Genomic DNA, 22,558 nt, shown 5'->3' with positions numbered 1-22,558 from the left:
TAATATTTATGCAAAGAACGTACCAGATTTGTAATATTTATACAATACCCGAGAGTAGAATAAGTACCGGGGTGGGAGGGACTACCGAGATACCGGTTCACGCCCCCACCCCTCTCCCCCTCATGACCCACCAAAATGTAGGTTTTCGAGAAGAATTTTCTACATTTTTGTAGATTGTTACATCCTCTCGAGGAACGGTATGTTCACCAGTCTGAATCCGTTCTCCAACACTTGTCGGATCCCTCGGGCGAGCGCGAGCCTTGCCCGGGCGGTATCTTTATTCGGATGGGTGATGATGGGGTTGTCGTGGTAGAAGCTGCTGAAGGTCTTTCCCAACTCGTAGAGGAAACCTATGACCAGAGACGGGTTGTACTCCCTGGCAGCCGATTCCACGACCTCGGGGAACTGGGAGAGGAGCACGATGAGCTCCCATGAGGCATCGTCGACAAGCTCGGCCGTCGGCACCTCCTCCACAGGCACCACGAGGGAAGGATCGGCCTTCCGCTCCATACTACAGATGCGGGCGCCCATATACTGCAGATAGGGTCCGGTGTTGCCGGTGAGGGAGAGCGACTCCTTGGGGTTGAAGATCATGTCCTTGTTGGGCGAGACCTGGAGGAGGAAGTAGTGAAGGGCGCCCAGGGCGATGGCCTCCGCCGTACGATCGATGTCCTCCACCTCGTCCACACGCCCCTTCTCCCTGATCTCCTCGCGGGCCATCTCCACGAGCCGATCGAGGAGGTCGTCCGCATCCACCACCGTCCCCTCACGGGACTTCATCTTCCCTTCGGGGAGATTCACCATCCCGTACGAGAGATGGTAGAGGTTCTTCGCCCAGGAGAAACCGAGCTTTTCGAGGACGTAGAAGAGCACCCTGAAGTGATAGTTCTGTTCGGAGGCCACCACATAGATGAGGAGATCGAAGGCCCAGTCCTGGTACCGGGCCACCGCGGTTCCCAGGTCCTGGGTGAGGTAGAGGGACGTCCCGTCGCTCCGAAGGAGCACCTTCTTGTCCAGACCGATCTCCGAGAGATCCACCCAGACCGAGCCGTCCTCCTCCTGGTAGAAGACCCCATCCTCGAGTCCCTTCAACACCAGGTCTCTGCCAAGCAGATAGGTGTCACTCTCATAGTAGATCTTGTCGAACGAGATCCCGGTGCGACGGTAGGTCTGTTCTATGCCTTCGATCGCCCAACGGTTCATCTTCTCCCAGAGGGCCCGCACCTCGGCATCCCCATCCTCCCAGGCTCTGAGCATCCGTCGCGCCTGCTCCTCGGCCGTGGAGTCCTCCTTCGCCCACTCGTTGAACTTCACATAGAAGTCGCCTACGAAATGATCCGGCTTCTTCCCCACCTCCTCGGGTGTCTTCCCCTCGCCGAACTTCTTGTAGGCGAGCATGGACTTGCAGATGTGGATCCCCCTGTCGTTGATGAGATTGACCTTGAGGACATCCGCACCCTGGGAGGCGAGGATGCGAGAGACACTCTCTCCCAGGATGTTGTTACGCATGTGCCCCAGATGAAGGGGCTTGTTGGTGTTCGGGCAGGAGAATTCCACCATGATCCGCTTGTCCTGGTGAAGGGTTCCGGCTCCGTACCCGGGTCCGGCATGTGCGATATCGGAGAGCACCGAAAGGGCGAACGCCTCTCTGTCGAGGAAGAGATTCACATATCCCCCCGCTCCCTCAATCTTCCTCACAGCCCCCTCTGGAAGGAGTCGCGCCACGACCTCCTCCGCGATCTTCTGGGGTGCGGTCCTGAAGACCTTCGCGAACCCGAAGAGGGGAAAGGCGACATCGCCGAACTGCGACGAAGGAGGGCGCTGGGCCACGAGGCCGACCTCGTCGAGGAGGAGGCCCTTCTCCCGGGCCAGATCGAGGAGCACGGTTCGGATCCGTTCGGTCCACTCTCGTTTCAACTTCGTCAGAGCCCATTCTCTCATCGTACGTCTTCCTCTCCTTACCTGACGTAATGGGAAACGTCGATCACTCGATGCGTGAGCCATCTAAAGGTGCGTGATTTTTCCGATTATGGCAAGCATGTGCGTAAAGTGCGTTCCCTCCCGCCTGAACGAACCGAAGCGCGTATCACAGGCGGTACATGCATCCACGACGAACACCCTCGCCCCCGCCTCCCTGCAGAGCCTCCGATTCACCGCAGCCAGGTCCAGATAAGGCCCCTCCTCCCTCCACACCACCGCTCCCTCGCCCCACGCCCGTTCGAACCACCTCGCCCGCTCCTCATCCACCCGGTAGCAGCACGCCCGTATGGACGGCCCCACCACCGCCACCACCCCCTCACCCCCCAACCGCCGCACCAGCTCCCCCGCGATCCCCGTCCCCCGCCACCCCGAGTGCGCCACCCCCCACGCCCCCCCATCCATCCGCCACGCCCACACCGGCACGCAATCCGCCACCGTGACTCCGCACACCACCCCCTCCTCCTGCGCCACGAGCCCGTCCGCCTCCACCCCCGCCTCCCCTGCATCCACCACCCGCCGTCCGTGCACCTGCCGCACACACCGCACCCCCTCCACCCCCACCTCTCGGCACCACACCTCCCTCGCCGGCGTCCCCTCAATCCCCATCCCCATATCCCCCGCCGCAGCCAACGAGATCGCCGCCCTCACCCCACCCACCGGCTCCCCTGCACCATCCTCCACCCACACCCACATCGCCCGCTCCCCGGTCTTCACCACGAGCCACATCGCTCCCCCCTGGCATCACCCTGCCCACGCCCCATGGCGCCTCACACCCTCACCTCGTAGTCCACCACGCACCGCCCGGTGAGCCGTTCACCGAGGAAGGCCTTCACCTCCTGGTGGTAGGGGTGCGCCTGGTAGGCATCCAGACCCTCCCAATCCGCGTGTCTCGTCACGAGCACCACATCGTACGCATCCGGATCCGGCCTCCCCTGGACCCCCACCTCCACGTCCAGAACCTGTGGGATCCGTCCCTGCATGGAGAGGAGCCGCTCCCGCACCTCCCGGAGCACCTCCTCCCGACGCGAGGCATCGGCCAACCTCCACATCACGACATGTACCACCATACACACCTCCGCGAACACATACCCTGTGGGTGTACACCGAACCTCCCTGCCCCATCAACCCCTACGGACGAGTCGTCTCCCGGGGGATGATGTGCGTATCCACCACGAAGTGAGGGGGCACGTTCTCCTCCTCGTCGAGGTGGGCGATGAGGAGACGCGCGGCGTGATACCCCAGATCATAGGGATGGATGTCCACCGTGGTGAGAGACGGCCGATGGAACTGCCCCTGTACCGTGTTGTTGAACCCCGTCACTCCGATATGGCGGGTGATCCCCAGCTCCTCGATCGCCCTGACCACCCCGATCGCAAGCAGATCGTCCGTGGTGAGAATCCCATCCACGGCGCGGTCCCTCGAGAGAAGTTCACTCGCACACCGATACCCCTCCTCCTCGGAAAACCCCTTTGCATAGAGCACCCTCCCCTCCCTGAGAGGAAGCCCCCTTATCCTGAGCGCCTGTTCGAACCCTGCACACCTATCCTGCGTCACCATCAGTTCGGCAGGCCCCCCAAGGAAGGCCAGCTCGGCGTATCCCTTGTCCACCATCCAGTTCACCAGCCGATACATCGCCTGGAAGTTGTCGTTGTCCACCCAGAGCACGCCCTTGAGCCCCTCGGGGTGCCCTATCACCACGAACGGGATCTGCTGTTGCTTCATAAACGCGAGACAGGCATCGTTCCTCCGCACCGTGAGGGCAACCACCCCATCGATCCTCCGTGACCTGTAGAGCTCCTCGATGAAGGAGATCTCCTCCTCCTCGTTGTTCGAGAAGGCATAGAGGATGAAGTACCCCCGCGACTGGGCATGGATGCTCAATCCTCGCAAGGCGTGGATGAAAAAGGGATTGAGAAAGAGATCATCCTCCCCGTTGGGGAGGATGACCCCGAGCGTCATGGTCCGCTTGTGCACCAGGGCCCGGGCCGCCGCATTCGGGTAGTAGCCCAGCTCCTCCATGGCCCGGAAGATCCGCTCCTTGGTCTCGGGCTTGAGCTTCGCGGTCGAATAGATGGCCCGGGACACGGTGGAAGGAGACACCCCGGCCCTCGAGGCCACATCCTTGATCGTCACCTTCTTCCTCATCAGCCTTCATCCAGATCGATCTCGGTACGTCCCCCCCTCACGGGAACCGACAGACTCCTCCACGCTCCCCCGGGGAGAGGAAGGAGGACCCGAACCTCTTCGAACCGCGTCCCGGCCTCCCACTGTATGATAAGCCGGTTCCGGTCCCTTGTAAATCTGTGCACCAGAGCAGGAGCGGGCGTCTCCCCATCATCCTCGTGGAGCACCCCCTCCCTCTCACCCCCCGGCCACACCTCGAGAGAGAGGACCCCCTCCTCCCTCTCTCCTGTGTGAGCCATAGGAGAGGGATACACCGGGATGACCGCCCCTGCACGGACGAACACCGGGATGTTGTCGATCGGGGTCTCCACGATCGAATACCCCGACGCCCACCTCTCGTGGGTGTGGTAGTGGAACCACTCACCCGGCGGGAGGTAAACCATTCTCCGCCGCATCCCCCGCTCGAGCGCAGGTGCCACCACCAGGTCCCCCCCCAGGAAGAACTCGTCGTTCCTGAGTGCATCCGGGCTCCTGTCGTACCAGAAGAGAGGACGCCACACAGGCGCACCGGTAGCCGCCATCTCGTGGAAGCGCTCATACACATAGGGGAGGAGGCGGTACCTCAGACGTATGGCCTCCCTGCAGAGATCCGTGACCGAACCGTCGAAGGCGAACGGCTCCTGCGGCACGAACCCCTTGGCGTTGTGCCCCCTGAAGAAGGGGTAGAAGGCCCCGAGCTGGTACCACCGTACCAGGAGCTCAGGCGTCACATTCTCACCGAACCCTCCCACATCCGCACCCACGAACCCCACACCGGAGAGCCCCATGTTGAGGATCTGCGGGATCGACATGCGCAGATGCTCCCAGGTGGAACGGTTATCACCCGTCCAGACCGCCGCATACCGCTGGATCCCCGCAAACCCCGCCCTCGTCAACAGAAAAGGCCTCCTTCCCGGGCGGAACCGCTCAAAGGCCTCTCTCGTCGCCATCGCCTCCAGCAGGGCGTAGAGGTTGTGCATCCTGTCCTGTCCCGACCACCGCCCCTCGTCGTACATCCGCACCTCCTCCGGAACGGTCTTGCTCTCGAAGACATGATCCGAGAGCAGGGCCGGCTCGTTCATGTCGTTCCAGATCCCCTCCACTCCGGCCTCGAAGTAGACCCTGTGGAGCCCTGCCCACCAGGACCGCACCTCCTCCCTCGAGAAGTCGGGAAACTTCACCAGACCGGGCCACACCCTCCCTTCGAACTCCGACCCGTCGGGCCTGCGCAGGAAGAACCCCCTCTCGCTTCCCTCGTCCACCGCCGGATACACACCCGGGGGATCGGCCTTGAGCCCCGGATCCACGATCACCACCGGCCTGAACCCCAGTTCCTTCACGGCCCTGAAGTGTTCCGCCGGATTCGGGAAGCGTTCCCTGTCGAAGGTGAAGACACGGTACCCATCCATGTAGTCGATATCGTACCACAACCCGTCACAGGGGATGTCGAGCTCCCGGAACCGCTTCGCCACTCCGAGGGCCTCCTCCTCCGACATGTAGCTGTACTTGCACTGCTGGTACCCGAGGCTCCACAGGGGAGGAACCTCGTGCCTCCCCGTCAGCCCGGTATAGAGGGAGAGCACCTCGTGAGGGGCATCGCCGGACATCACGTACACCGTGAGGTCGTCACGGAAGAGGCGCACCGTGAGCCTCTCGGGATCGGCGTTCCCCACATCGAAGAGCGACCTGTAGGGCGAATCGAGGAAATACCCCCACCACGGGCCGCCCCCCAGCCGCCCTCCCAGCATGAACGGGATGCTGCAGTACATGGGCCGGGATGCCTCGGTATGGGGGAAGTTCGCATCCGTGTTCCAGTGCTCTATCACATAGCCCCGCCGGGAGAGGGGCGTCATCTGCTCACCCAGCCCGAACACCTCGTCCTCCGGCCCGAGTCGGTGCCGATCCTCCATCCACTCCACGTCCCGGAAGACCCCCTCCGACTCCCAGAGGAAGACCTCGCCCCGATACCACGAAGCCGCACCACCATCCTTCACCACCACCCGGAGCACGCCGTCCCCCACCTCCACTCCTCCCTCGAGCTCACGCACCTCGAGCTCCACGGGCCGCGCACTCCCCACCACCGAAAGGCTCCGGTACTCCCGGAGCGGACACGACCTCCCGAACCGGACCCTGAAGATTCCTTTCGCATGCGACGAAACCTCCATGACACCCCGTTCGAATTCGAACCTGACGGTGGAGCCGTCCACCACGACCCACGACTCACACCTTCCTGCAGACACCATACTCTCTCCTTTCCGAACACTCGATGTCACATCCGTAGACCGCTACCACAGCCCCCAGGCTAGTCTCCCTTCACCGAACCCAGGGTGAGACCCGAGATCAGATATCTCGAAGTATAGAGGAAAAGCGCCACCACTGGAATCGCCACCATGATGGAAGCCGCGGCGAACATCCCCCACGAGGTCCTGAACTGACCCTGCAGCTGCTGGAGCCCGAGCGGCCAGGTGAAGAGGAAATCCTTCTGGAGCATGATCCTCGCGAGGAGGAAGTCCTTCCACGCGCTCATGAAATTGAAGAGAAAGGCGATGGACAGACCGGGAAGCGAGAGCGGCAGTATGATCCTGTAGAAGGTCTGCATCCTGGTGGCCCCGTCTATCATCGCAGCCTCCTCCAGGGAGGCGGAGATGGAGTCGTAGTAGCCCTTGAGTATCCACACGCTGAACGGAATGGACCCCACCGAGTAGGCCAGGACGAGCCCCCTGTAGGTGTTGATGAATCCGAGCCTCGCCGCAAGGATGTAGAGCGGGATCATCATCATGCTCGCCGGAATCATCTGGGTGGCGAGGAGGAAGACAAGACCCGCCTTTTTGCCGGGGAAGTTCCAACGTGAGAACCCGTAGGCTGCGGTGGAAGCGAGCATGAGCCCGATGAAGGCCGTGGTCACGCTCACCACCAGGCTGTTCCACAACCACAGGAAGAAGTCCTTCTTGAAGAGCACATTGTAGTAGTTTTCGAGCGTCGCCCCCTCGGGAATGATCCTGAGCGAGGTGGAAAGCAGTCTGTCACCCGGTCGCAGGGACACCGAGACGATCCGCAAGATGGGGAAGAGAGCGATCACACACGCGACGATGAGCACCGCATGGGTGAACACCCTGAACCACAGGGGATCCCCACCTATAGTAATACGCTTCATGGATCTCTTCATCACACTCATTCCTTCACCCCCTTCAAGCCGCCGGTTATTCTTATGTACCACAGAGAGAAGAAGAGCAAGACGAGGAACACCACAAAGGCGAATGCCGCGGCGAACCCGTACTGGTTGTATTCGAACGCCGCCCTGAAGAGCGCGGTCACCAGGAGGTCGGACGATTCCAGCTCGTTCTGATTGATGAAGTAGGGGACGTTGAAGTTGTTGAAGGTCCATATCACCCCGAGGATCACCGCCGGCGTGAGGATGGGCTTGAGAAGGGGAAGGGTCACGTACCACAGCTTCTGGGCGCTCGTTGCGCCGTCGATCTGGGCGGCCTCGTAGTATTCCTTGGAGATACTCTGGAGACCTCCGAGCGAAATCACCATCATGAAGGGGACACCGAGCCAGATGTTCGTGATGTTCATGGCGATGAAGTTCCAAAGCGGATCCGACTTCCAGGGAATGGGGTCCGCGCCCAGGCGTGTGAGAATGATGTTGAACACCCCGTACTCGTAGTGGAACTCCCCCCTCCACGCCAGTCCTGAGATGATATCCGGTATCGCCCACGGGAGGATGAGGAAGGCCTTGTAGATGTTCTTGAGGAACATGGGCCGGTTGAGGAGGATCGCCAGACCCAACCCCAAGGTGACGTGGGCGCTCACCTGGATCACCGTCCACAGTACCGTCCTGAAAAAGATCGGGAAGAAATACGTCTGCTTGAGCACCGGCCGGGTGAAGACCCGTACGAAATTGTCGATCCCTTCCTTTATCCCGAACGTGGGATGCTTGAACGTACGAAGACTCATGTTGCTGAAGGCCAGTGCCAATTCGAATACCAGGGGATAGACCACCAACAGGATGAGCCCTACGATCCCCGGAGCCAGGAGCATGTAGAGGAGCATGTTCTTCATCCTGAAGACACGTCCCACCCCCCAGAGAAGCACCTCGAGGAGGAGCACGCCCCCCAGAATGAAGAAGATGGTCCCCCCCACCTGCCCCAGCGAGGTGGCTATGATGCCTGTTCTCATATCGCCTCCATTCGACCAAAAAGGGGGGGAGGGATCCTCCCCCCTTTCTCAGTGTATCACAGGCACGGAGGATTTCCCTACCTGAGTGCCTCTATGCCGGCCTCCGCGGCCCCCTGCATGGCAGCAGCCGCCTCCTCGGGGGTCTTCTGATCCGCGAGTACCGCATTCATCTCTGGTTTCATCGCATCCCACACCGCCCTCATCTCGACCACGGAGGGCATGGGCGTGCCCACGGCCATCTGGTCGGCGGAGGCCTTGAGGATCGGATCGTTCTTGATGAGAGGATCGTCCAGGGCAGCCTTCAGGCCGGGCAGACGACTCAGCGTCTTCACCATGCGGATCTGGTTATCATAGTTCGTGGCATACTTGATGAATTCCACCACTGCAGAGAGCTTCGCACCGGAGACTTCCTTGGGGATCATGAAGTACTTTCCACTCGTGTAGGGCGCAGGCCAGAGACCCGTGGCGCTCACCTTGGGGATCCGGGCCACACCGAGCTTGTCACCCATGGCCTCCCTGTAGCCGCTCAGCGACCAGTCGCCGTTGATGATCATCGCGGCCTTCCCCTCCTTGAAGAGGGTATCCGCACCGTCGTAGTCGGACTCGGGCGGGAGCAGTCCGTGGGTGAACTTGAGCTCGTGGAGGAACTTCAAGGTAGCCACCATCTCCTTGGTGTCGAGCGTCGGGGTCACCCCATCCGAGGCGAAGACCTTTCCACCGAATCCGCCGAGCCAAGGAACGAGCCAGAACGGCTCGGTCTGGTTGAACACGAGGGGGATCACACCCTTTGCCTTGAGCTGAGAGCCAATCTTGATCAGCTCGTCGGTGGTCTTCGGTGGATTCGGCACGAGGTCCTTGTTGTAGAGGAGCATGAGGTGGTTGCCGCTCGAGATGGGCACTCCCCAGACATGACCTTTCATCTCCACCGAGGGGACGTACTTCGAAAGATCCACCAGGTTCTCGACGGGCTGGATGAGATCGGCGACGACGAACGGACCGGCATGGTCGTTCACGGTCCACAGAAGATCAGGCGCGGCCCCGGCGAGACTCGCGGTCTGGAAGTCCTCACGAAGGGCCTCGGTGTCCTTGTTGAGCACCTCGATAGTCACACCCTCATGGGCTTCGGAGAACTCTTGAGCAAGCGTTTGCACAAACTGGAAAGCTCCTTCTGCTTCACCTTCCTGGGTCCAGAGGGTGATGAGCACTTCGCCTGCTTCTCCGGCGGCCTCACCCCCACCTTGTGCCATCAGGAAGGGGACGCCGACGAGAAGCAACATGAAGAGAGAGGCAACAAGACGTCTCATAACGCGACCTCCTCATAAGGTTATACGCTCGCTATGCAAGCGTTTTCATGAAGAGTATACAACATCTTCCCACATCTTGCAAGTTTTTCTTTCAACCACCTGCTAGAACGGAAGCTCGAATTGGAGCGGGGAGGTGCTCGATTCCCCTCGAAGGTCTTTCCTTCCGCGGCCCTCCCCCACCGATCTGCCTCCATGGAGCGGGGCGTTCACCCGTTCGTGCTCCATCACGGCGCTCACATCCGCTTTCGGCTGGAAGGTCTCCTCCACCCAACGCGTGAACGCGTGTAGCTTCTGGAGCGAAGCACGCTTCTCCGAGCGATCCGCCTTCATTCTCCCCACCAGGAGGTCGAGCTCTTCTATCACCCTGTCATAGACCCCGGTGAGTACCGGGAACGGATGGCCGTCCTTTCCTCCGTGTGCGAACGAGAAGCGGGCCGGATCCGTAAAGCGTACCGGCGCCCCATAGATCACCTCCGCCACCAGGGCGAGGGCCTGTAGTGTCCGGGGCCCCATCCCCTTGAGGAGGAGGAACTCCGAGAACTCCCTGAGTGAGGCCTCATGGGCCACGGCGAGTACGGCCCCCAGCCGAACCGGGTCTACATCCAAAGGAGCGACATGGTGACGGGAGGGCATGCGCACGCAGTCCACGGCCCGGGCGAGTTCCCCGAGCTGGGTCTTCAGGGGTTGGGCCACGAAGTCGAGTATCCCCTCTCGGGCTGGAGCCGCCCCGGAGGCGGCAAGGTTGATGATCCGGCCCCTGTGCGGCCCCACCACGGCCGTGTGGGGATCGGCGAAGAAGTCGCTCACCTTCTGGGAATACCAGTGATAGCGCCTCGCCGTCCGTTCCTGGGGATTCATCCCCTGCTGGATCACCACCCACTTTCCCGAGCGGGTTACCACAAAGGCATGGAGGTAGAGCTGATACCCATCCTGTACACAGGTGTTGTCCACCTTGGCAACGAGACGAGATGTCTTCACGAGGGCCTCGCCCTCGAGTCCGGTACGCTCGGCGAAGGCGAGGAGCTGCTCGGGAGTCTTGCGGGAGAACCTCCCCCTCCCGCCGCACACCTCGATACCAAGTTCCGGACGCTCGTCGAGGGCACGTTTGAGGGCGTAGAGCACGGAAGTCGTCACCCCGGAAGAGTGCCAGTCCATACCGAGAAGAGCGCCGAACCCCTGGAACCAAAGAGGATCCGCCAGTCGAGAGAGGAACCCCTCCTCTCCGAACTCGAGGAGGATGAGTTCTGCAAGCGGACCGGAGAGACGCCTCATCCGCTCGGCGAGCCATGCGGGAACGTGTCCCGAGTGGAGGGGAAGGTCGGCACTCCCTGTCTTTCTCATACCGCTCTCATTGACGAAGCCTCGATCTTTGCGAGTTTGCGAGATAGTATATCCCATATGTCCGAAACACACCACCTCTACGAGCATACTTCAGCGAAGGACGTTCCATGGGAATCCCTCTCCTTCACCGAGAGAGCGGTGCTCTGTTTTGTCTTCGAGGGCGAGCGGGTACTCCTCATCCACAAGAAACGCGGTCTTGGAAAGGGGAAGATCAACGCCCCCGGAGGAAGGATCGAACCAGGGGAGACGGCCCTCGAGGCGGCAGTGAGAGAGACCCAGGAGGAGGTCGGGCTGATCCCGATCAATCCCCAGGAGTGTGCCCGTCTGCACTTCCTGTTCACCGACGGCTACTCCCTTCACGGCACGGTCTTCAGGGCCTTTTCCTACGAGGGGACCCTCCGAGAGACGGAAGAAGCCATCCCGCTGTGGAGTCCTGTCTCCTCCATCCCCTACGATCGCATGTGGGAGGACGACAGACTCTGGATTCCCCATCTCCTGGAAGGCCGCTACGTGGAAGGATTCTTCATCTTCGACGGCGATACGATGCTCGACGCTCACGTGGTGACCGGAGCGATTCTCCCTCCGCCCAGATAGCGGGCGAGGACAAAGAGGTAGTCGGAAAGTCGGTTCAGGTATCGCTGTCCCTCCGCAAGATCGGTCATCCCCCGCGCACGGATATAGCGAACGAGCGAACGCTCGACCCGTCTGCAGACTGCCCGGGCGAGGTCGGCATAACCGGAGGCGAGGCTCTCTCCCGGCAGGACGAACCCCCTGAGGGGAGGGATCTTCCTCAGGAGATCCGCTTCCTCTTTCTCGAGTTCTTCCACATCGTCGGAGGAAAGCGAACGTCTGTGATCCCCTTTACCCACTGACGCAACCTGGGCCCCCAACACGAAGAGCCTGCGTTGAATCTCCTCCAGGACGTCGGAGAGCCGGAACTCGCTCTCCGCCAGCGATGCCTTCAACACACCGAGCCACGAGACCAGTTCGTCGAGATCGCCGAGCACTTCGAAGACCAGATCGTCTTTCGGCCTTCTCTCCCCAGACGAGAGGGAGGAGACCCCTTCGTCTCCCCCCCGGGTGGTGATCATCGAAAATTCCATATCCGGACCTTCAGGTATAATGGTGAAAGTCTTTGATGAATCCCATCTCCCTCAACTTGGCCAGGGCCTTCTCCTGGATCTGCCTCACCCGTTCCCTCGTGATCCCGAGCAACTTCCCGGTCTCTTCCAGGGTGAGCGGTCCCTCACCGTTGAGCCCGAAGCGAAGGGAGATGACGTTTCTCTCGCGCTCACTGAGGTCGCCGAGCGCCTCGAGGAGGACGTCATGGAGGTACCGATGGAAGACCTTTTCGAAGGGGCCCTGATCCTCGTCGTCGGAAACGAGGTCCCCCAGCGTGGTCATGTTCTCCTCATCGACCGTGATATCCAGGGAGGCCGTTTCCTGTGAGACCTGCATGATCTCCGCCACCCGCCTGTCCGGGAGCCCGGTGTACCGGGAGAGCTCCTCTTCCGTGGGATCACGTCCCAGTTCCTGTGCAAGCTCTTTGGAGAGCATGAACACGTTCTTTATGGTGTTGAGCATGTGGATGGGAATGCGGATCACGCGGCTCTTGTCGGCGAGCGACTTCACGATGGCCTGCCGAATCCACCATGTACCGTAGGTGGAGAACCGACATCCCTTGGTATAGTCGAACCGTTCCACGGCCTCGATGAGCCCTATGTTCCCTTCGTCTATGAGATCGAGAAGGGAAAGGCCTCTGTGCTGGTATTTCTTCGCAATGGAGACCACGAGACGCAGATTGGCCGTTATCATTCTGTTCTTGAGTTCACGAAGCCGTTGGTCGAGCCGTCGTTCCTCCTCGAAATGATGAGCCCTCTGTTCCTCCGGGAGCGAGGAAAGCTCCCGCAATCGAAGCTTTATCCTCTGTATTTCCCCCCCGATCCAGTGCTCTTCCTCCGGAGTGAGGAGGGGATACGAGGAGATCTGTTTGAGGTAGAGCGCGAGGGCATCTGCATCGGAGAGTTCATCCTCCCGTGCTCCCGCCTCCCTCGCCCTTCTTCTCTTCGATATCTGGTTCACCTGCTCTTGTTCATGGGACATGGAATTGATGTGGTGTTTGTGTTCCATGGGCCTATCTCTAAGAATAATAGCCGGGTATGCCCGAGTCAAGGAAATAGAAGAAATTTCCTCATGAATTTGCACGAGGAGCCCTCTCGGGATCCACCGGTTGCCCGTCCCTGTAGACGAAGAAGAAGACCGACACCGGGTTTCCCAAGGGCGTCTTCCCCGCAGTTCCGAGGTTCGTACCCGTGCTTACCATCTGTCCAGGGGAGACCTGGACTTCCTCGAGTCCTCCATAGACGTAGATGTACCCCCGGAACTCCACCATCACCACTTTCCCGAAGCTCCCGTACGGTCCCACCCAGATGATCCGTCCCCCGGTCACCGAGATCACGGGATCCCCCATCGAGGCCCTGATGCTCACCCCTCTCACCCTTCCTTCGAGCGGAGACCTCTCCCCCGGATGGGGCCACGTCCCTCCCGCCGCATACACGACAGGGGACGGGGATTCACCCCCCGGCGTCTCCTGTTCACGAGAATCCTCATTCCGGAGGACCGGTACCCCCTCCACAGGGAGGTAGAGGAAATCCCCCGCCTTGATCACGTTGGAAGTGAGCCCGTTCACCTCCTTCAGGGCTTCGAGAGGCACATTCCACCGTCGTGAGAGACTGTAGAGGGTATCCCCCTTTTGCACCTCGTAGACCCCCGGGAGGAGGAGCTCCTGTCCCGGCTTGAGACGCCTCTCGTCCACCGTTGGGTTGCTCGAGAGGAGAACTTCCAGAGGGATATGAAACGTCCGGGAGATACCGAACAACGTATCCCCCGGACGGACCGCATACCGTGTGACCGGGACATCTTCCGCGGGCAGCACCGCGACACACACCAGTATCCATCCTGTGATGCCGAGCACTCTCTTCACCTTCATGCGTTCTCTGTATCGGCACCGCGGGGCTAAAATCTTACCGCCCTCACTCGAACATGAGAGCCTGGACGGGATCGAGACGAGAGGCCCGATACGCGGGATAGAACCCGAAGAAGATGCCCACGAGTGCGGAGAAGACGAACGCGAAGACCACCGCAGGCGCGTTGAGGACGAAGGACCACTTCATCAAGGAGGTGATGAGAATTCCGAGCCCTATTCCGAGTCCCACCCCCACTGTGCCACCCACGGCACAGAGGGCCACCGCCTCCAGGAGAAACTGCCCCCTGATCATGAGAGGCGTGGCCCCCAGGGCCTTTCGAATACCGATCTCCCTCGTCCGTTCAGTCACCGAGACGAGCATGATGTTCATGATTCCGATCCCGCCCACGATGAGAGAGATGGCGGCCACCCCGCCGAGGAGGAGATTGAGGGTGCCCGTGGTCTCGGAGTATACCTCCGCGATGGTGGCGGGAGAGATCACCCGAAAGGCATCGGAGTTTCCGGAAGCCTTCTGCGTGAGACGGGTCTCTATCCGATCCGCAAGTTCCACCACGTCCTCTCCCTCCTTCACCACGAGGAGGTAGCTGCTCACGTTGTCCGTCCGTTCGAGCCTCGTGGTATAGGTGTGGTACGGAACGAAGATGCTCGTATCGAAGGACACGCCTACGGTATCCGAGCGCGACTTCATCACCCCTATCACCCTGAATCGTTTCGCTTGATCACGAAAGATCCTGATGTACTTCCCGATGGGGTCGGTATAGGGAAAGAGAGCCTCCGCGACCTCCGATCCCAGGACGGCCACCTGTTTCCTCGCCGTATCCTCCCCTGAGGAAAAGAAACGACCTTCCTCCGCCTCGTAGGAGAACATGGAAGCGAACGAGGCAGGAACGCCCATCACCGTAGCGGAAGTGGAGGAATGCCCATACGTCACGAGGAATTGTCCACGCTGGAGGGCAACCCCCTGCTCGATGGAGGGGAATTCGGACGAAAGGTCGTCCACCAGATCCGGGACCGCAAGCCGGACCGCCTCCTTTTCCGAGAGCCGGGGGAATATGGAGATCACATGCAATCCCGCCCGGGCGATCTGTTCCTCCACACTCGCGGTGGCGCTCTTCCCCAGGGAGGTGATCATGATGACCGAGGCCACACCGATGACGATCCCCAACATGGAGAGGAAGGTCCTCCCCTTGTGGTGCATCATGCTGAGAAACGCAAGCCGTATATTCTCCCAAACAAACGTCATACCTCCTCCTCTATGAGCCCGTCTCGTATCCGTATCACGCGCTGGGCCTCTTGCGCCACCTCGGGATCGTGTGTCACTATCACCAAGGTACGCCCCTCCTCATGGATCTCCCGGAAGAGATCGAGGATCTTCCTTCCGGTCTTCGTATCCAGGGCTCCGGTGGGTTCGTCGGCGAGTATGATGAGGGGCTCGGTCACCAGGGCCCTGGCGATCGCCACCCGCTGACGTTCTCCTCCCGAGAGCTCCGTGGGTCTGTGGGAGAGGCGATGTGAGAGACCGACTCTCTCGAGTGCCCCTATCGCCCGTCTCCGCCGTTCCTTGGAAGGAACCCCCGCATAGATGAGGGGGGTCTCCACGTTCTCCACTACGGTGAGTCGGGGGAGGAGGTTGAACTGTTGGAAGACGAAACCGATCTTCCTGTTCCGTATCCTCGCAAGCTCCCGTTCCGAGAGTCTCGAGACGTCTTCCTCCTCGATGAACACCTTCCCTCCTGTGGGGACGTCCAAACACCCGATGAGGTGCATGAGCGTAGACTTCCCCGATCCCGAAGGCCCCATGATCGCCACATACTCCCCCTTCTCCACCCCGATACTCACCCCCCTCAGTGCAGAGACTACCCCCTCGCCCATCCTGTACTCCTTCACCACTCCTTCGACCCTAACCACAAAGGGTGCCATACACTCACCGCCCTCCCTCACGTCCCGGTGCACCCCCCGGAGGAGGCCCCCCTACACCAGGTCCCACGAAAAACATGCGTGATCGAGCTCCGGAAAATCCCGAGGCCTCAGAGGAGGAGAGGATGAGGACCTCTTCCCCTTCCTCGAGTCCGGAGAGCACTCGAACTCGATCCTCATCGAACTCCTCCACCTGGACCTCCTGTGGTACAGGTCTCCCGGTCCCATCGGAGGAGACCCTCATGACGACGGTCCTGCCCTCTCTGGTGATCACCGCACGTTTATCAAGGAGGAGGAATTCCTCGGCCTCCTTCACTACGATCTGTCCGGTGAACGAGAATCCGGGCTTCACCCCTTCCGGAGGATTCGGAATGAGAATATCCACATCACACACCGCGATCCCCTGCGAGTCAACCGTCGCAGTCTCTGATATGTCTTCGACCCGGCCTTGCACCTCGACGTCAGGGAAGGCATCGAAGAGGATCCTCACCTTTTGACCTATATTCACCTTCCCGAGGTCGAGCTCATCCACCTGTACCGTTGCCCTGAGGAAATCCGTGCGGATGATTCGACCCACCGATTGAAGCTCATTGGAGACAAGGCGATCCCCAGGCTTCACCTCAAAATCCACGAGTAGTCCTGAGAGAGGAGCGATGAGAACGCGTTTCTCCAGATCCTTCTTCGCGAGGTTCACTCTCATCTCGAGGAGTTGTTGTTCCCGAGCCGAGATCGTCCCTTTCTTCTGATCGAGCTCGTACACTGCCTGCTGGTACTCATACTGCTCCTCATCGTCGTCCAACCTGAGAATCACTTCCCCCTTCTCCACCATGTCCCCTTCTTCCACATAGACTTGTTTCACCTCTCCCCCGCTCGTGATGGTAAGGGTTTGTTCTTCTCCCGGCTCTACATGACCGGAGACCTCCACCACCTCATCCTGAACGACCTTCTCCACTTTCACCCTCTGTGGGGTAAACTCATCCGAGTCCGCCCGCCCCTGTCGCAGAGAGAAAAGTACGATCACCCCTCCCAGTACTATGACGACTGTTGAAACGATAATGATGAAGCCTCTTCTCCTCACGATATCCTCCTCACTCTTCAGATACGAGAGATGCATGTATGCTGGAGTCGAGAAGAAGGAGCTTCACGGAAAGAAGCTCCTCTTCGATGGCAAGACGATCCACTGCCCTCTTTTTCTCGTCGAGCTCTTCCTGAGAGATGATTCCCTCCTCATACCGTGTGAGTGCCAGACGATACTCCCTCTCGACGAGAGGCTTTTCATCCCGAATGTCTTCGAGGTTCATCCGGTACTCCTCAAGTTGAAGACGCCAATCCTCGATCTGAGAGACAGCATCCTTCACCGCACGTTCCTTCCTGAGGTGTGCGAGAGAGAGATCCAGCTCTTTGCTTGTCCTTTCCCGGGAGGAATCACCAGGGGAGATGCTCCAGCTTATCGCTGTCTGAAGGGTGAAAGTTCCATCCTCTGGGGTGAACCCCACCCGACCAGAGAGAGTCCCATCTCCCCACGAGAAGTAAAAAAGCCCCCCAAAAGAGAACCGAGTCCCTTCCACGAATTCCGAAAGCGGAACAGTGGAGAAACCTCCCACCTTCAACTCCGGGAGAGGGGAAACCTCGTCCCGATATCCGACCTCTTCCAGTTCCCGTTCTCTCTCAGCCATGACCACACTGGAAAACCCATCATAGCTTTCGGGGATGGCTATCATGATATCAGCAGGATCAGGAAGGTCCGGAAGCTCTCGTACTCCTGTGACAGTTCGATACTCTTCAATATACTGCTCTTCTTTCATCTCCAGGAGTTTCAGGGCCCGCTCCGTGCTTCGTAGTTCCACCCTTGCCCTCTCCAGTTCCAGAGAATCCTCCGGATAGCCGAGATCCTCGTACAACGACAGGGTTCTGAGGATCTCGTCCTTCTGGGCCTCCAGATCCAGTCGGTCACGCCTCACCTCGTGGATACTCCTCAGGATCTCCAGGAGTTCGCGGGTCACCTCATACCTCCTTTGGAGGAGTTCCTCATAAGCATTCTCGCGTGTATACCTCGTCTGGAGGATCTGGGCACGCGAAGTGGAGGGATACCCCAACAACGGGTGAAGGATCTCGAGAGTGAGGAAGCCTTCCCTCTTTTCCGAGGGAAATGAGGTCTCGAGCGCCATTCCGATCTCGGTACCGAGTGGATATGGAAGCACCAGGGAGAGTGAAGGTGAGAGAACCGTGTGAGAGCCCTCTTCGGAAACATCAAAGGAGAGGATACTGCCTCCGCTACCGCCGCCACGAATATCCAACGAGAGACCGGGTCGGAGGGACGACTCTTCCAGTTCCGCCTGCTCCAGCTGTATCTCGAGTATGCGATACGTCACATCCGCTTTGAGCGCCATATCAACCACCGCATCAAGGGACCACCTCTCGTCCGCCGCAAGACCCCACATCACGGAGAGAAGCATGCACACGAGAGCTGCACGATAAGGACTTCTCATCTCATACTCCCTCATATAGACTCATAGTATTCGACCATGAGACTCCCCCCCATATTCCATGAGCGACTCCCACATGGTACGTTTGGAATATGATCGTGTACGAGATGGTCAAATAACTACGGAAGATGGTGGTGGAACAGGATCGCAGGCGCTCTCACGAGTGGACAGGTGGAGCGGAAGGGCTCGTCGATGCCGCACGGAACGGAGATCATGCGGCCTTCCGTAAACTGGTCGACATGTACAAGGACAGGGTGGCCCGAACAATAGTGGGTATCCTCGGCCCGGTCCCCGAGGTGGAGGACATCGGGCAGGAGGTCTTCCTCCGCTTCTACAAGTCGCTTCCGAAATTCAGAGGGGAGGCGTCGGTGGGCACCTATCTCACCCGGATCACCATCAACCTCTGTCTCAACGAACGGAAACGCCGTTTCCGGGTACCACTTCCCCTCGAAACGGCGAAGGAACCGGAGATGGATCCCCCGGACGAGCGGACCATCACCACCCTGGCTGTCCACGAAACACTGGCAGCTCTCTCGGTAAAGCACAGGGTGATACTCACTCTCTTCTACCTCAACGAGCTTTCGGTGGAAGAAATCTCACGGTCCCTCGAGATCCCGGTGGGCACCGTGCTCTCGCGGCTCAGCAGGGCCCGGGATGCATTCGAGAAGGCATATACTCGTCGTATGGGAGACACTCATGGAACGGCGTGACGATCCGATCAAGGAACTCCTCGAACCTCTGAGGAGCTACACATTCAGCCCTTCGTTCATCGACAGGGTCATGGACCGTGTCATCTCGGGGCGGTCCGAGGCCCACGTGTGGGCCTATCTGCTCGCATGGAGGAAACCGCTCCTCGCGGGCCTCGCCGGATCCCTCGTGGCTTGCATGTTCCTCTTCGCCTTCTCCGTGTCCCCGCCCCGCCAAGAGATCGACATCACCCAGATGGCCTCACATCAGGTGGTCATCTCCATGCTCGAGGACCTGTTCTAGGAGAAAGGAGAAGAGAACGTGAAACCTTCGGTCAAGGCGTTTCTGCTCGTGGCACTGGTCTTTCTCATCGGGGCTGCCCTGGGAACAGGAGCGACGCTCCTCTACATGAAAACCCATCCCCGCTCCTTCAGGGTACTGTTTTTTCAAGCGCCTCCACAGACTTCAGACCTCATCCGCGAGGAGTTCACGAGACGCCTCCGGCTCGATCCCGAGCAGGAACGGAAACTTCTGGACATATGGGATCGCTACAGCAAGCGCTTCCAGGCTATCGAAGACGAGTTCAAGGACGCTCTGCGCACGGAACTCGAACAGATGAGGGAGGAGATGGCCCCCTATCTCACCCCCGAGCAACGGGAGTTCCTCTTGGAGAGACTCACCCGACCGCCGCGGCACCCCCTTCCCCCACCCCCCGCTCCACGCTAGGCTACTCCCACTCTATGGTGGCGGGTGGTTTGCTCGAGACATCGTAGACCACCCGGCCTACATCCTTGACACGGTTCGTGATGAGCGCAGCGATCTCCAACAGGTCCGCCGTGGGAAAGGGATAGGCGTCGGCCGTCATCCCGTCCTTGGACGTGACGGCACGGAGGGCCACCACATACCCGTAGTTGCGGTCGTCCCCTGTGACCCCCACGGTCCGTACCGGCAGAAGGACACAGAAGGCCTGCCATATCTCCTGGTACAGGTGACGCCTCTTCAGCTCGTCGATGAAAATCGCGTCGGCTTCCCGGAGGATGTCGCACTTCTCCCTGGTCACCTCCCCGAGTATCCTCACCGCGAGGCCGGGTCCAGGAAACGGGTGGCGCTCGAGCACCTCCCGGGGTACGCCGAGATGAGCCCCCAGTCTGCGCACCTCATCCTTGTAGAGCATGGAGAGGGGCTCGATCACTCTCCCTTCCTTCCGCTTCCGCTCGATGAGGGGGGATCGCACATTGTGATGCGATTTGATGACCTTCGCCTTGTTCCCCACGCCTTTCCCAGATTCGATGAGATCGGTGTAGAGGGTCCCCTGGGCGAGGAAGGCCTGATCGGGGATCCTTCGACGCCGAAGCTCCTCCTCCTGGACCTGGATGAACACATCCCCGATAATCTGACGTTTCTTCTCGGGATCCACCACCCCCTTGAGGGCCGAAAGGAACCTCTCCTCGGCATGGACGATATAGAGATTGCTGGCTCCAAGGGTTCGGAGATTGGCCTCCACCTCCTCGGTCTCGTTCTTCCTCATGAGGCCGGTATCGATGTAGAGGAGATGGACCTGCTCGGGTGGGAATGTCTTGAGCAGGAGGGCGGCCACCACGGTGGAGTCCACCCCTCCCGAAATGAGGAGGAGGAGAGGATCATCCCCCACTTGTGTCCTGAGGAGTCCCTGGACATCCTCGAGGTACGAGGCCATGGTCCACGTCTTCCGGGCCCCACAGATACGTACGGCGAAGTTCTCGAGCACGGTGAGGCCGTACTCGCAGTGGGTCACCTCCGGATGGAACTGGATCCCGTAGAGCGGGAGTCGCTCGTGGGTTATGCCGGCCACCAGGTTGTGCTCCGAACGTGCGATCACTCGAAATCCCTCGGGCACCTCCACGATGGTGTCTCCGTGGCTCATCCACGAGACGAACCCTTCCGGGACGCCCTCGAAGAGCGGCGAGGCTTCGGTGAAGAAGAGTCTACTCCGACCGTACTCGCGGTGATCGAGCGGGGCCACCTTCCCCCCGAAAAGGTGCGCGAGCTGCTGCACCCCGTAGCATATCCCCAGTATGGGGATACCCAGGGAAGAGACGCGCGGATCGACCTTCGGCGCCTCCGCATCGTAGACCGAGTAGGGAGAGCCCGAGAGGATGATCCCCTTCACGCCTTCAAGGGGTAGGGATTCCACCGGCGTATCGCCGGGAACGACCTCGCTGTAGACCCCTATCTCACGGATCCGCCTGGCGATGAGCTGGCAGGTCTGACCTCCGAAATCGAGGACTAGGATCTTTTCCATGGGTCCTTCCGGATGATGGTCTCCTCCCTCTCACATCCCACCGATACGATCTCCACCGGAGTGGAGGTGTACTCCTCTATGAGATCCACATAGGCCCTCGCCTCGGAGGGAAGGTCGTCATAGGATCGGCACTCCCGTAAGGACCGCTTCCACCCTTTTACGGTCCGGATGACAGGTTCGGCATCCTCGAGCGCCGAAATGGAAGAAGGGAACTCGGTGATCACGTCTCCCCCTATCCGGTAGGCGACACACACCCCGATCTCATCGAACGTATCGTAGACATCGAGGTGTGTGAGGTGGAGGGCCGAAAGGCCTCCCGCCTCACAGGCGTACTTCAATGCCACGAGGTCGAGGTAGCCGCACCTTCGGGGACGTCCTGTGGTGGTGCCGTACTCGTGCCCTATCTCACGGATCCTGTCGCCCAGGCCCGCCTCATGATCCCGGAACTCGGAGGGGAAGGGCCCATACCCCACCCGTGTGGTATAGGCCTTGCAGACGCCGTACACCGCATCGAGGTCACAGGGTCCCACGCCGCCCCCCAGGGACGCACCCGCGGGAGCGGAGACGCCGGAGGAGACGTACGGATAGGTGCCCACGTCGAGGTCCAGGAGGATACCCTGGGCCCCTTCGAAGAGGATGTTCCCGGACGCACGGCCTCGCATGAAGGAGACGAGGTTCACGAGGAGGGGCTCGAGGCGGGAGAGATAGGGTTCGACGAACCTCTTCTCCTGAGGGGTGAGTCGGGAAAAGAACTTATCGTCGAAGAGGTCTATCATCCGCACCCCATCCCTGAAGGCCTTCTTCGCATATGCCACCCCTATCCCCCTCCCTGTCGTCCCGATAGGGTAACGACGCTTCTCGTCTGCGGCCTTGTCCTCAGCCTTGTAAGAAGGAAACACCAGATGCGCCCTGTCCGAGATATAGAGCCTCCCCTTCCAGTCCACCCCGAGGGCTTCGATCTGGGAGAGTTCCAGGAAGAGTGCCTCGGGATCGATCACCATCCCCGTGCCGAGCACCACTTCCGTGTTAGGATACACGATCCCGGACGGAACGAGATGGAGCTTGTACGAGACACCATCGTGCACGATGGTGTGTCCCGCATTGGCTCCCCCCGAATACCTCACCACGAGATCCGCCCGGCTCGCGAGCACATCCACGATCTTGCCCTTCCCCTCATCCCCCCATTGAGCTCCTACCACCACTATGTTCATCGTCGCTCCTCTCTCTGTTTTCT

At 60.1% G+C, this 22,558-nt stretch carries 22 protein-coding genes; 4 read left to right on the top strand and 18 right to left on the bottom strand.

The window, feature by feature from the left end; translation table 11 throughout:
• Positions 1-177 precede the first annotated feature (177 nt).
• The 9 genes from argS to STHERM_RS05010 form a co-directional block, all read right to left on the bottom strand.
• Positions 178-1,941, bottom strand: a complete 1,764-nt coding sequence (gene argS, locus STHERM_RS05050; RefSeq protein ID WP_013313810.1) for an arginine--tRNA ligase — start codon at positions 1,939-1,941, stop codon at positions 178-180.
• Between the two features lie 63 nt (positions 1,942-2,004).
• A complete protein-coding gene (locus STHERM_RS05045; RefSeq protein ID WP_013313809.1) occupies positions 2,005-2,706 on the bottom strand; it encodes a polyphenol oxidase family protein in 702 nt (233 codons plus the stop codon).
• A 41-nt stretch (positions 2,707-2,747) separates the two neighbouring features.
• A complete protein-coding gene (locus STHERM_RS05040; RefSeq protein ID WP_041623281.1) occupies positions 2,748-3,047 on the bottom strand; it encodes a Dabb family protein in 300 nt (99 codons plus the stop codon).
• Between the two features lie 61 nt (positions 3,048-3,108).
• A complete protein-coding gene (locus STHERM_RS05035; RefSeq protein WP_013313807.1) occupies positions 3,109-4,125 on the bottom strand; it encodes a LacI family DNA-binding transcriptional regulator in 1,017 nt (338 codons plus the stop codon).
• Entirely contained in the window at positions 4,125-6,386 is a 2,262-nt protein-coding gene (locus STHERM_RS05030) for a TIM-barrel domain-containing protein (RefSeq protein ID WP_013313806.1), read from the bottom strand. Before STHERM_RS05030 ends, STHERM_RS05035 begins: the two co-directional genes overlap by 1 nt.
• Before the next feature lie 59 nt (positions 6,387-6,445).
• Positions 6,446-7,309 carry a sugar ABC transporter permease gene (locus STHERM_RS05025; protein WP_237223370.1) on the bottom strand — a complete coding sequence of 288 codons (864 nt, stop codon included), beginning with the start codon at positions 7,307-7,309 and terminating at the stop codon, positions 6,446-6,448.
• Positions 7,310-7,314: 5 nt separating this feature from the next.
• Entirely contained in the window at positions 7,315-8,322 is a 1,008-nt protein-coding gene (locus tag STHERM_RS05020) for a carbohydrate ABC transporter permease (protein ID WP_013313804.1), read from the bottom strand.
• A gap of 77 nt (positions 8,323-8,399) precedes the next feature.
• Positions 8,400-9,626: an extracellular solute-binding protein gene (locus STHERM_RS05015; protein WP_013313803.1), complete on the bottom strand. Its 1,227-nt coding sequence runs from the start codon at positions 9,624-9,626 to the stop codon at positions 8,400-8,402.
• A gap of 102 nt (positions 9,627-9,728) precedes the next feature.
• The gene (locus STHERM_RS05010; protein ID WP_148223871.1) at positions 9,729-10,967 is read right to left on the bottom strand and encodes a DUF763 domain-containing protein; all 1,239 of its coding nucleotides are present in this window, start codon (positions 10,965-10,967) and stop codon (positions 9,729-9,731) included.
• Positions 10,968-11,024: 57 nt separating this feature from the next.
• On the opposite strand from STHERM_RS05010, the gene STHERM_RS05005 reads away from it, so the two are divergent.
• On the top strand, positions 11,025-11,561 hold the full coding sequence (locus tag STHERM_RS05005; protein WP_013313801.1) for an 8-oxo-dGTP diphosphatase: 537 nt from the start codon (positions 11,025-11,027) through the stop codon (positions 11,559-11,561).
• Here the strand turns inward: STHERM_RS05005 and STHERM_RS05000 are convergent.
• The 7 genes from STHERM_RS05000 to STHERM_RS11845 all read right to left on the bottom strand — a co-directional run bounded on the left by STHERM_RS05000 (position 11,522) and on the right by STHERM_RS11845 (position 17,771).
• Entirely contained in the window at positions 11,522-12,070 is a 549-nt protein-coding gene (locus tag STHERM_RS05000) for a cob(I)yrinic acid a,c-diamide adenosyltransferase (protein ID WP_013313800.1), read from the bottom strand. The genes STHERM_RS05005 and STHERM_RS05000 overlap by 40 nt on opposite strands.
• A gap of 10 nt (positions 12,071-12,080) precedes the next feature.
• Entirely contained in the window at positions 12,081-13,097 is a 1,017-nt protein-coding gene (locus tag STHERM_RS04995; RefSeq protein WP_013313799.1) for a sigma-70 family RNA polymerase sigma factor, read from the bottom strand.
• A 61-nt stretch (positions 13,098-13,158) separates the two neighbouring features.
• Positions 13,159-13,956 (bottom strand): M23 family metallopeptidase, encoded by a 798-nt coding sequence (locus STHERM_RS04990; RefSeq protein ID WP_041623279.1) that lies wholly within the window; start codon positions 13,954-13,956, stop codon positions 13,159-13,161.
• A 43-nt stretch (positions 13,957-13,999) separates the two neighbouring features.
• The gene (locus STHERM_RS04985; protein WP_013313797.1) at positions 14,000-15,196 is read right to left on the bottom strand and encodes an ABC transporter permease; all 1,197 of its coding nucleotides are present in this window, start codon (positions 15,194-15,196) and stop codon (positions 14,000-14,002) included.
• A complete protein-coding gene (locus tag STHERM_RS04980; RefSeq protein ID WP_013313796.1) occupies positions 15,193-15,873 on the bottom strand; it encodes an ABC transporter ATP-binding protein in 681 nt (226 codons plus the stop codon). Before STHERM_RS04980 ends, STHERM_RS04985 begins: the two co-directional genes overlap by 4 nt.
• A gap of 4 nt (positions 15,874-15,877) precedes the next feature.
• The gene (locus STHERM_RS04975; RefSeq protein ID WP_013313795.1) at positions 15,878-16,948 is read right to left on the bottom strand and encodes an efflux RND transporter periplasmic adaptor subunit; all 1,071 of its coding nucleotides are present in this window, start codon (positions 16,946-16,948) and stop codon (positions 15,878-15,880) included.
• Positions 16,949-16,958: 10 nt separating this feature from the next.
• The gene (locus STHERM_RS11845; RefSeq protein ID WP_158304544.1) at positions 16,959-17,771 is read right to left on the bottom strand and encodes a TolC family protein; all 813 of its coding nucleotides are present in this window, start codon (positions 17,769-17,771) and stop codon (positions 16,959-16,961) included.
• Between the two features lie 713 nt (positions 17,772-18,484).
• Between STHERM_RS11845 and STHERM_RS04965 the strand changes: the two genes are divergently transcribed.
• Genes STHERM_RS04965 through STHERM_RS04955 form a run of 3 tightly spaced genes read left to right on the top strand, consistent with a single transcriptional unit; the run spans position 18,485 to position 19,769 of the window.
• Entirely contained in the window at positions 18,485-19,066 is a 582-nt protein-coding gene (locus STHERM_RS04965) for an RNA polymerase sigma factor (protein ID WP_013313793.1), read from the top strand.
• Complete coding sequence (locus tag STHERM_RS04960) at positions 19,053-19,346, top strand: hypothetical protein (protein ID WP_041623277.1); 294 nt, start codon at positions 19,053-19,055, stop codon at positions 19,344-19,346. Before STHERM_RS04965 ends, STHERM_RS04960 begins: the two co-directional genes overlap by 14 nt.
• An 18-nt stretch (positions 19,347-19,364) precedes the next feature.
• On the top strand, positions 19,365-19,769 hold the full coding sequence (locus STHERM_RS04955; RefSeq protein ID WP_013313791.1) for a hypothetical protein: 405 nt from the start codon (positions 19,365-19,367) through the stop codon (positions 19,767-19,769).
• A gap of 1 nt (position 19,770) precedes the next feature.
• Here STHERM_RS04955 and guaA read toward each other — a convergent pair whose 3' ends face one another.
• Both guaA and purA read right to left on the bottom strand, forming a co-directional pair.
• Positions 19,771-21,324: a glutamine-hydrolyzing GMP synthase gene (gene guaA, locus STHERM_RS04950; RefSeq protein WP_013313790.1), complete on the bottom strand. Its 1,554-nt coding sequence runs from the start codon at positions 21,322-21,324 to the stop codon at positions 19,771-19,773.
• Positions 21,309-22,535, bottom strand: a complete 1,227-nt coding sequence (gene purA / locus STHERM_RS04945; RefSeq protein WP_013313789.1) for an adenylosuccinate synthase — start codon at positions 22,533-22,535, stop codon at positions 21,309-21,311. Before purA ends, guaA begins: the two co-directional genes overlap by 16 nt.
• Positions 22,536-22,558 lie beyond the last annotated feature (23 nt).

It is taken from the genome of Spirochaeta thermophila DSM 6192, assembly GCF_000147075.1.
GTDB lineage: Bacteria > Spirochaetota > Spirochaetia > Winmispirales > Winmispiraceae > Winmispira > Winmispira thermophila_A.
The sequence above is the reverse complement of the archived record's forward strand: the minus strand, read 5'-3'. Positions and strand labels throughout refer to the sequence as shown.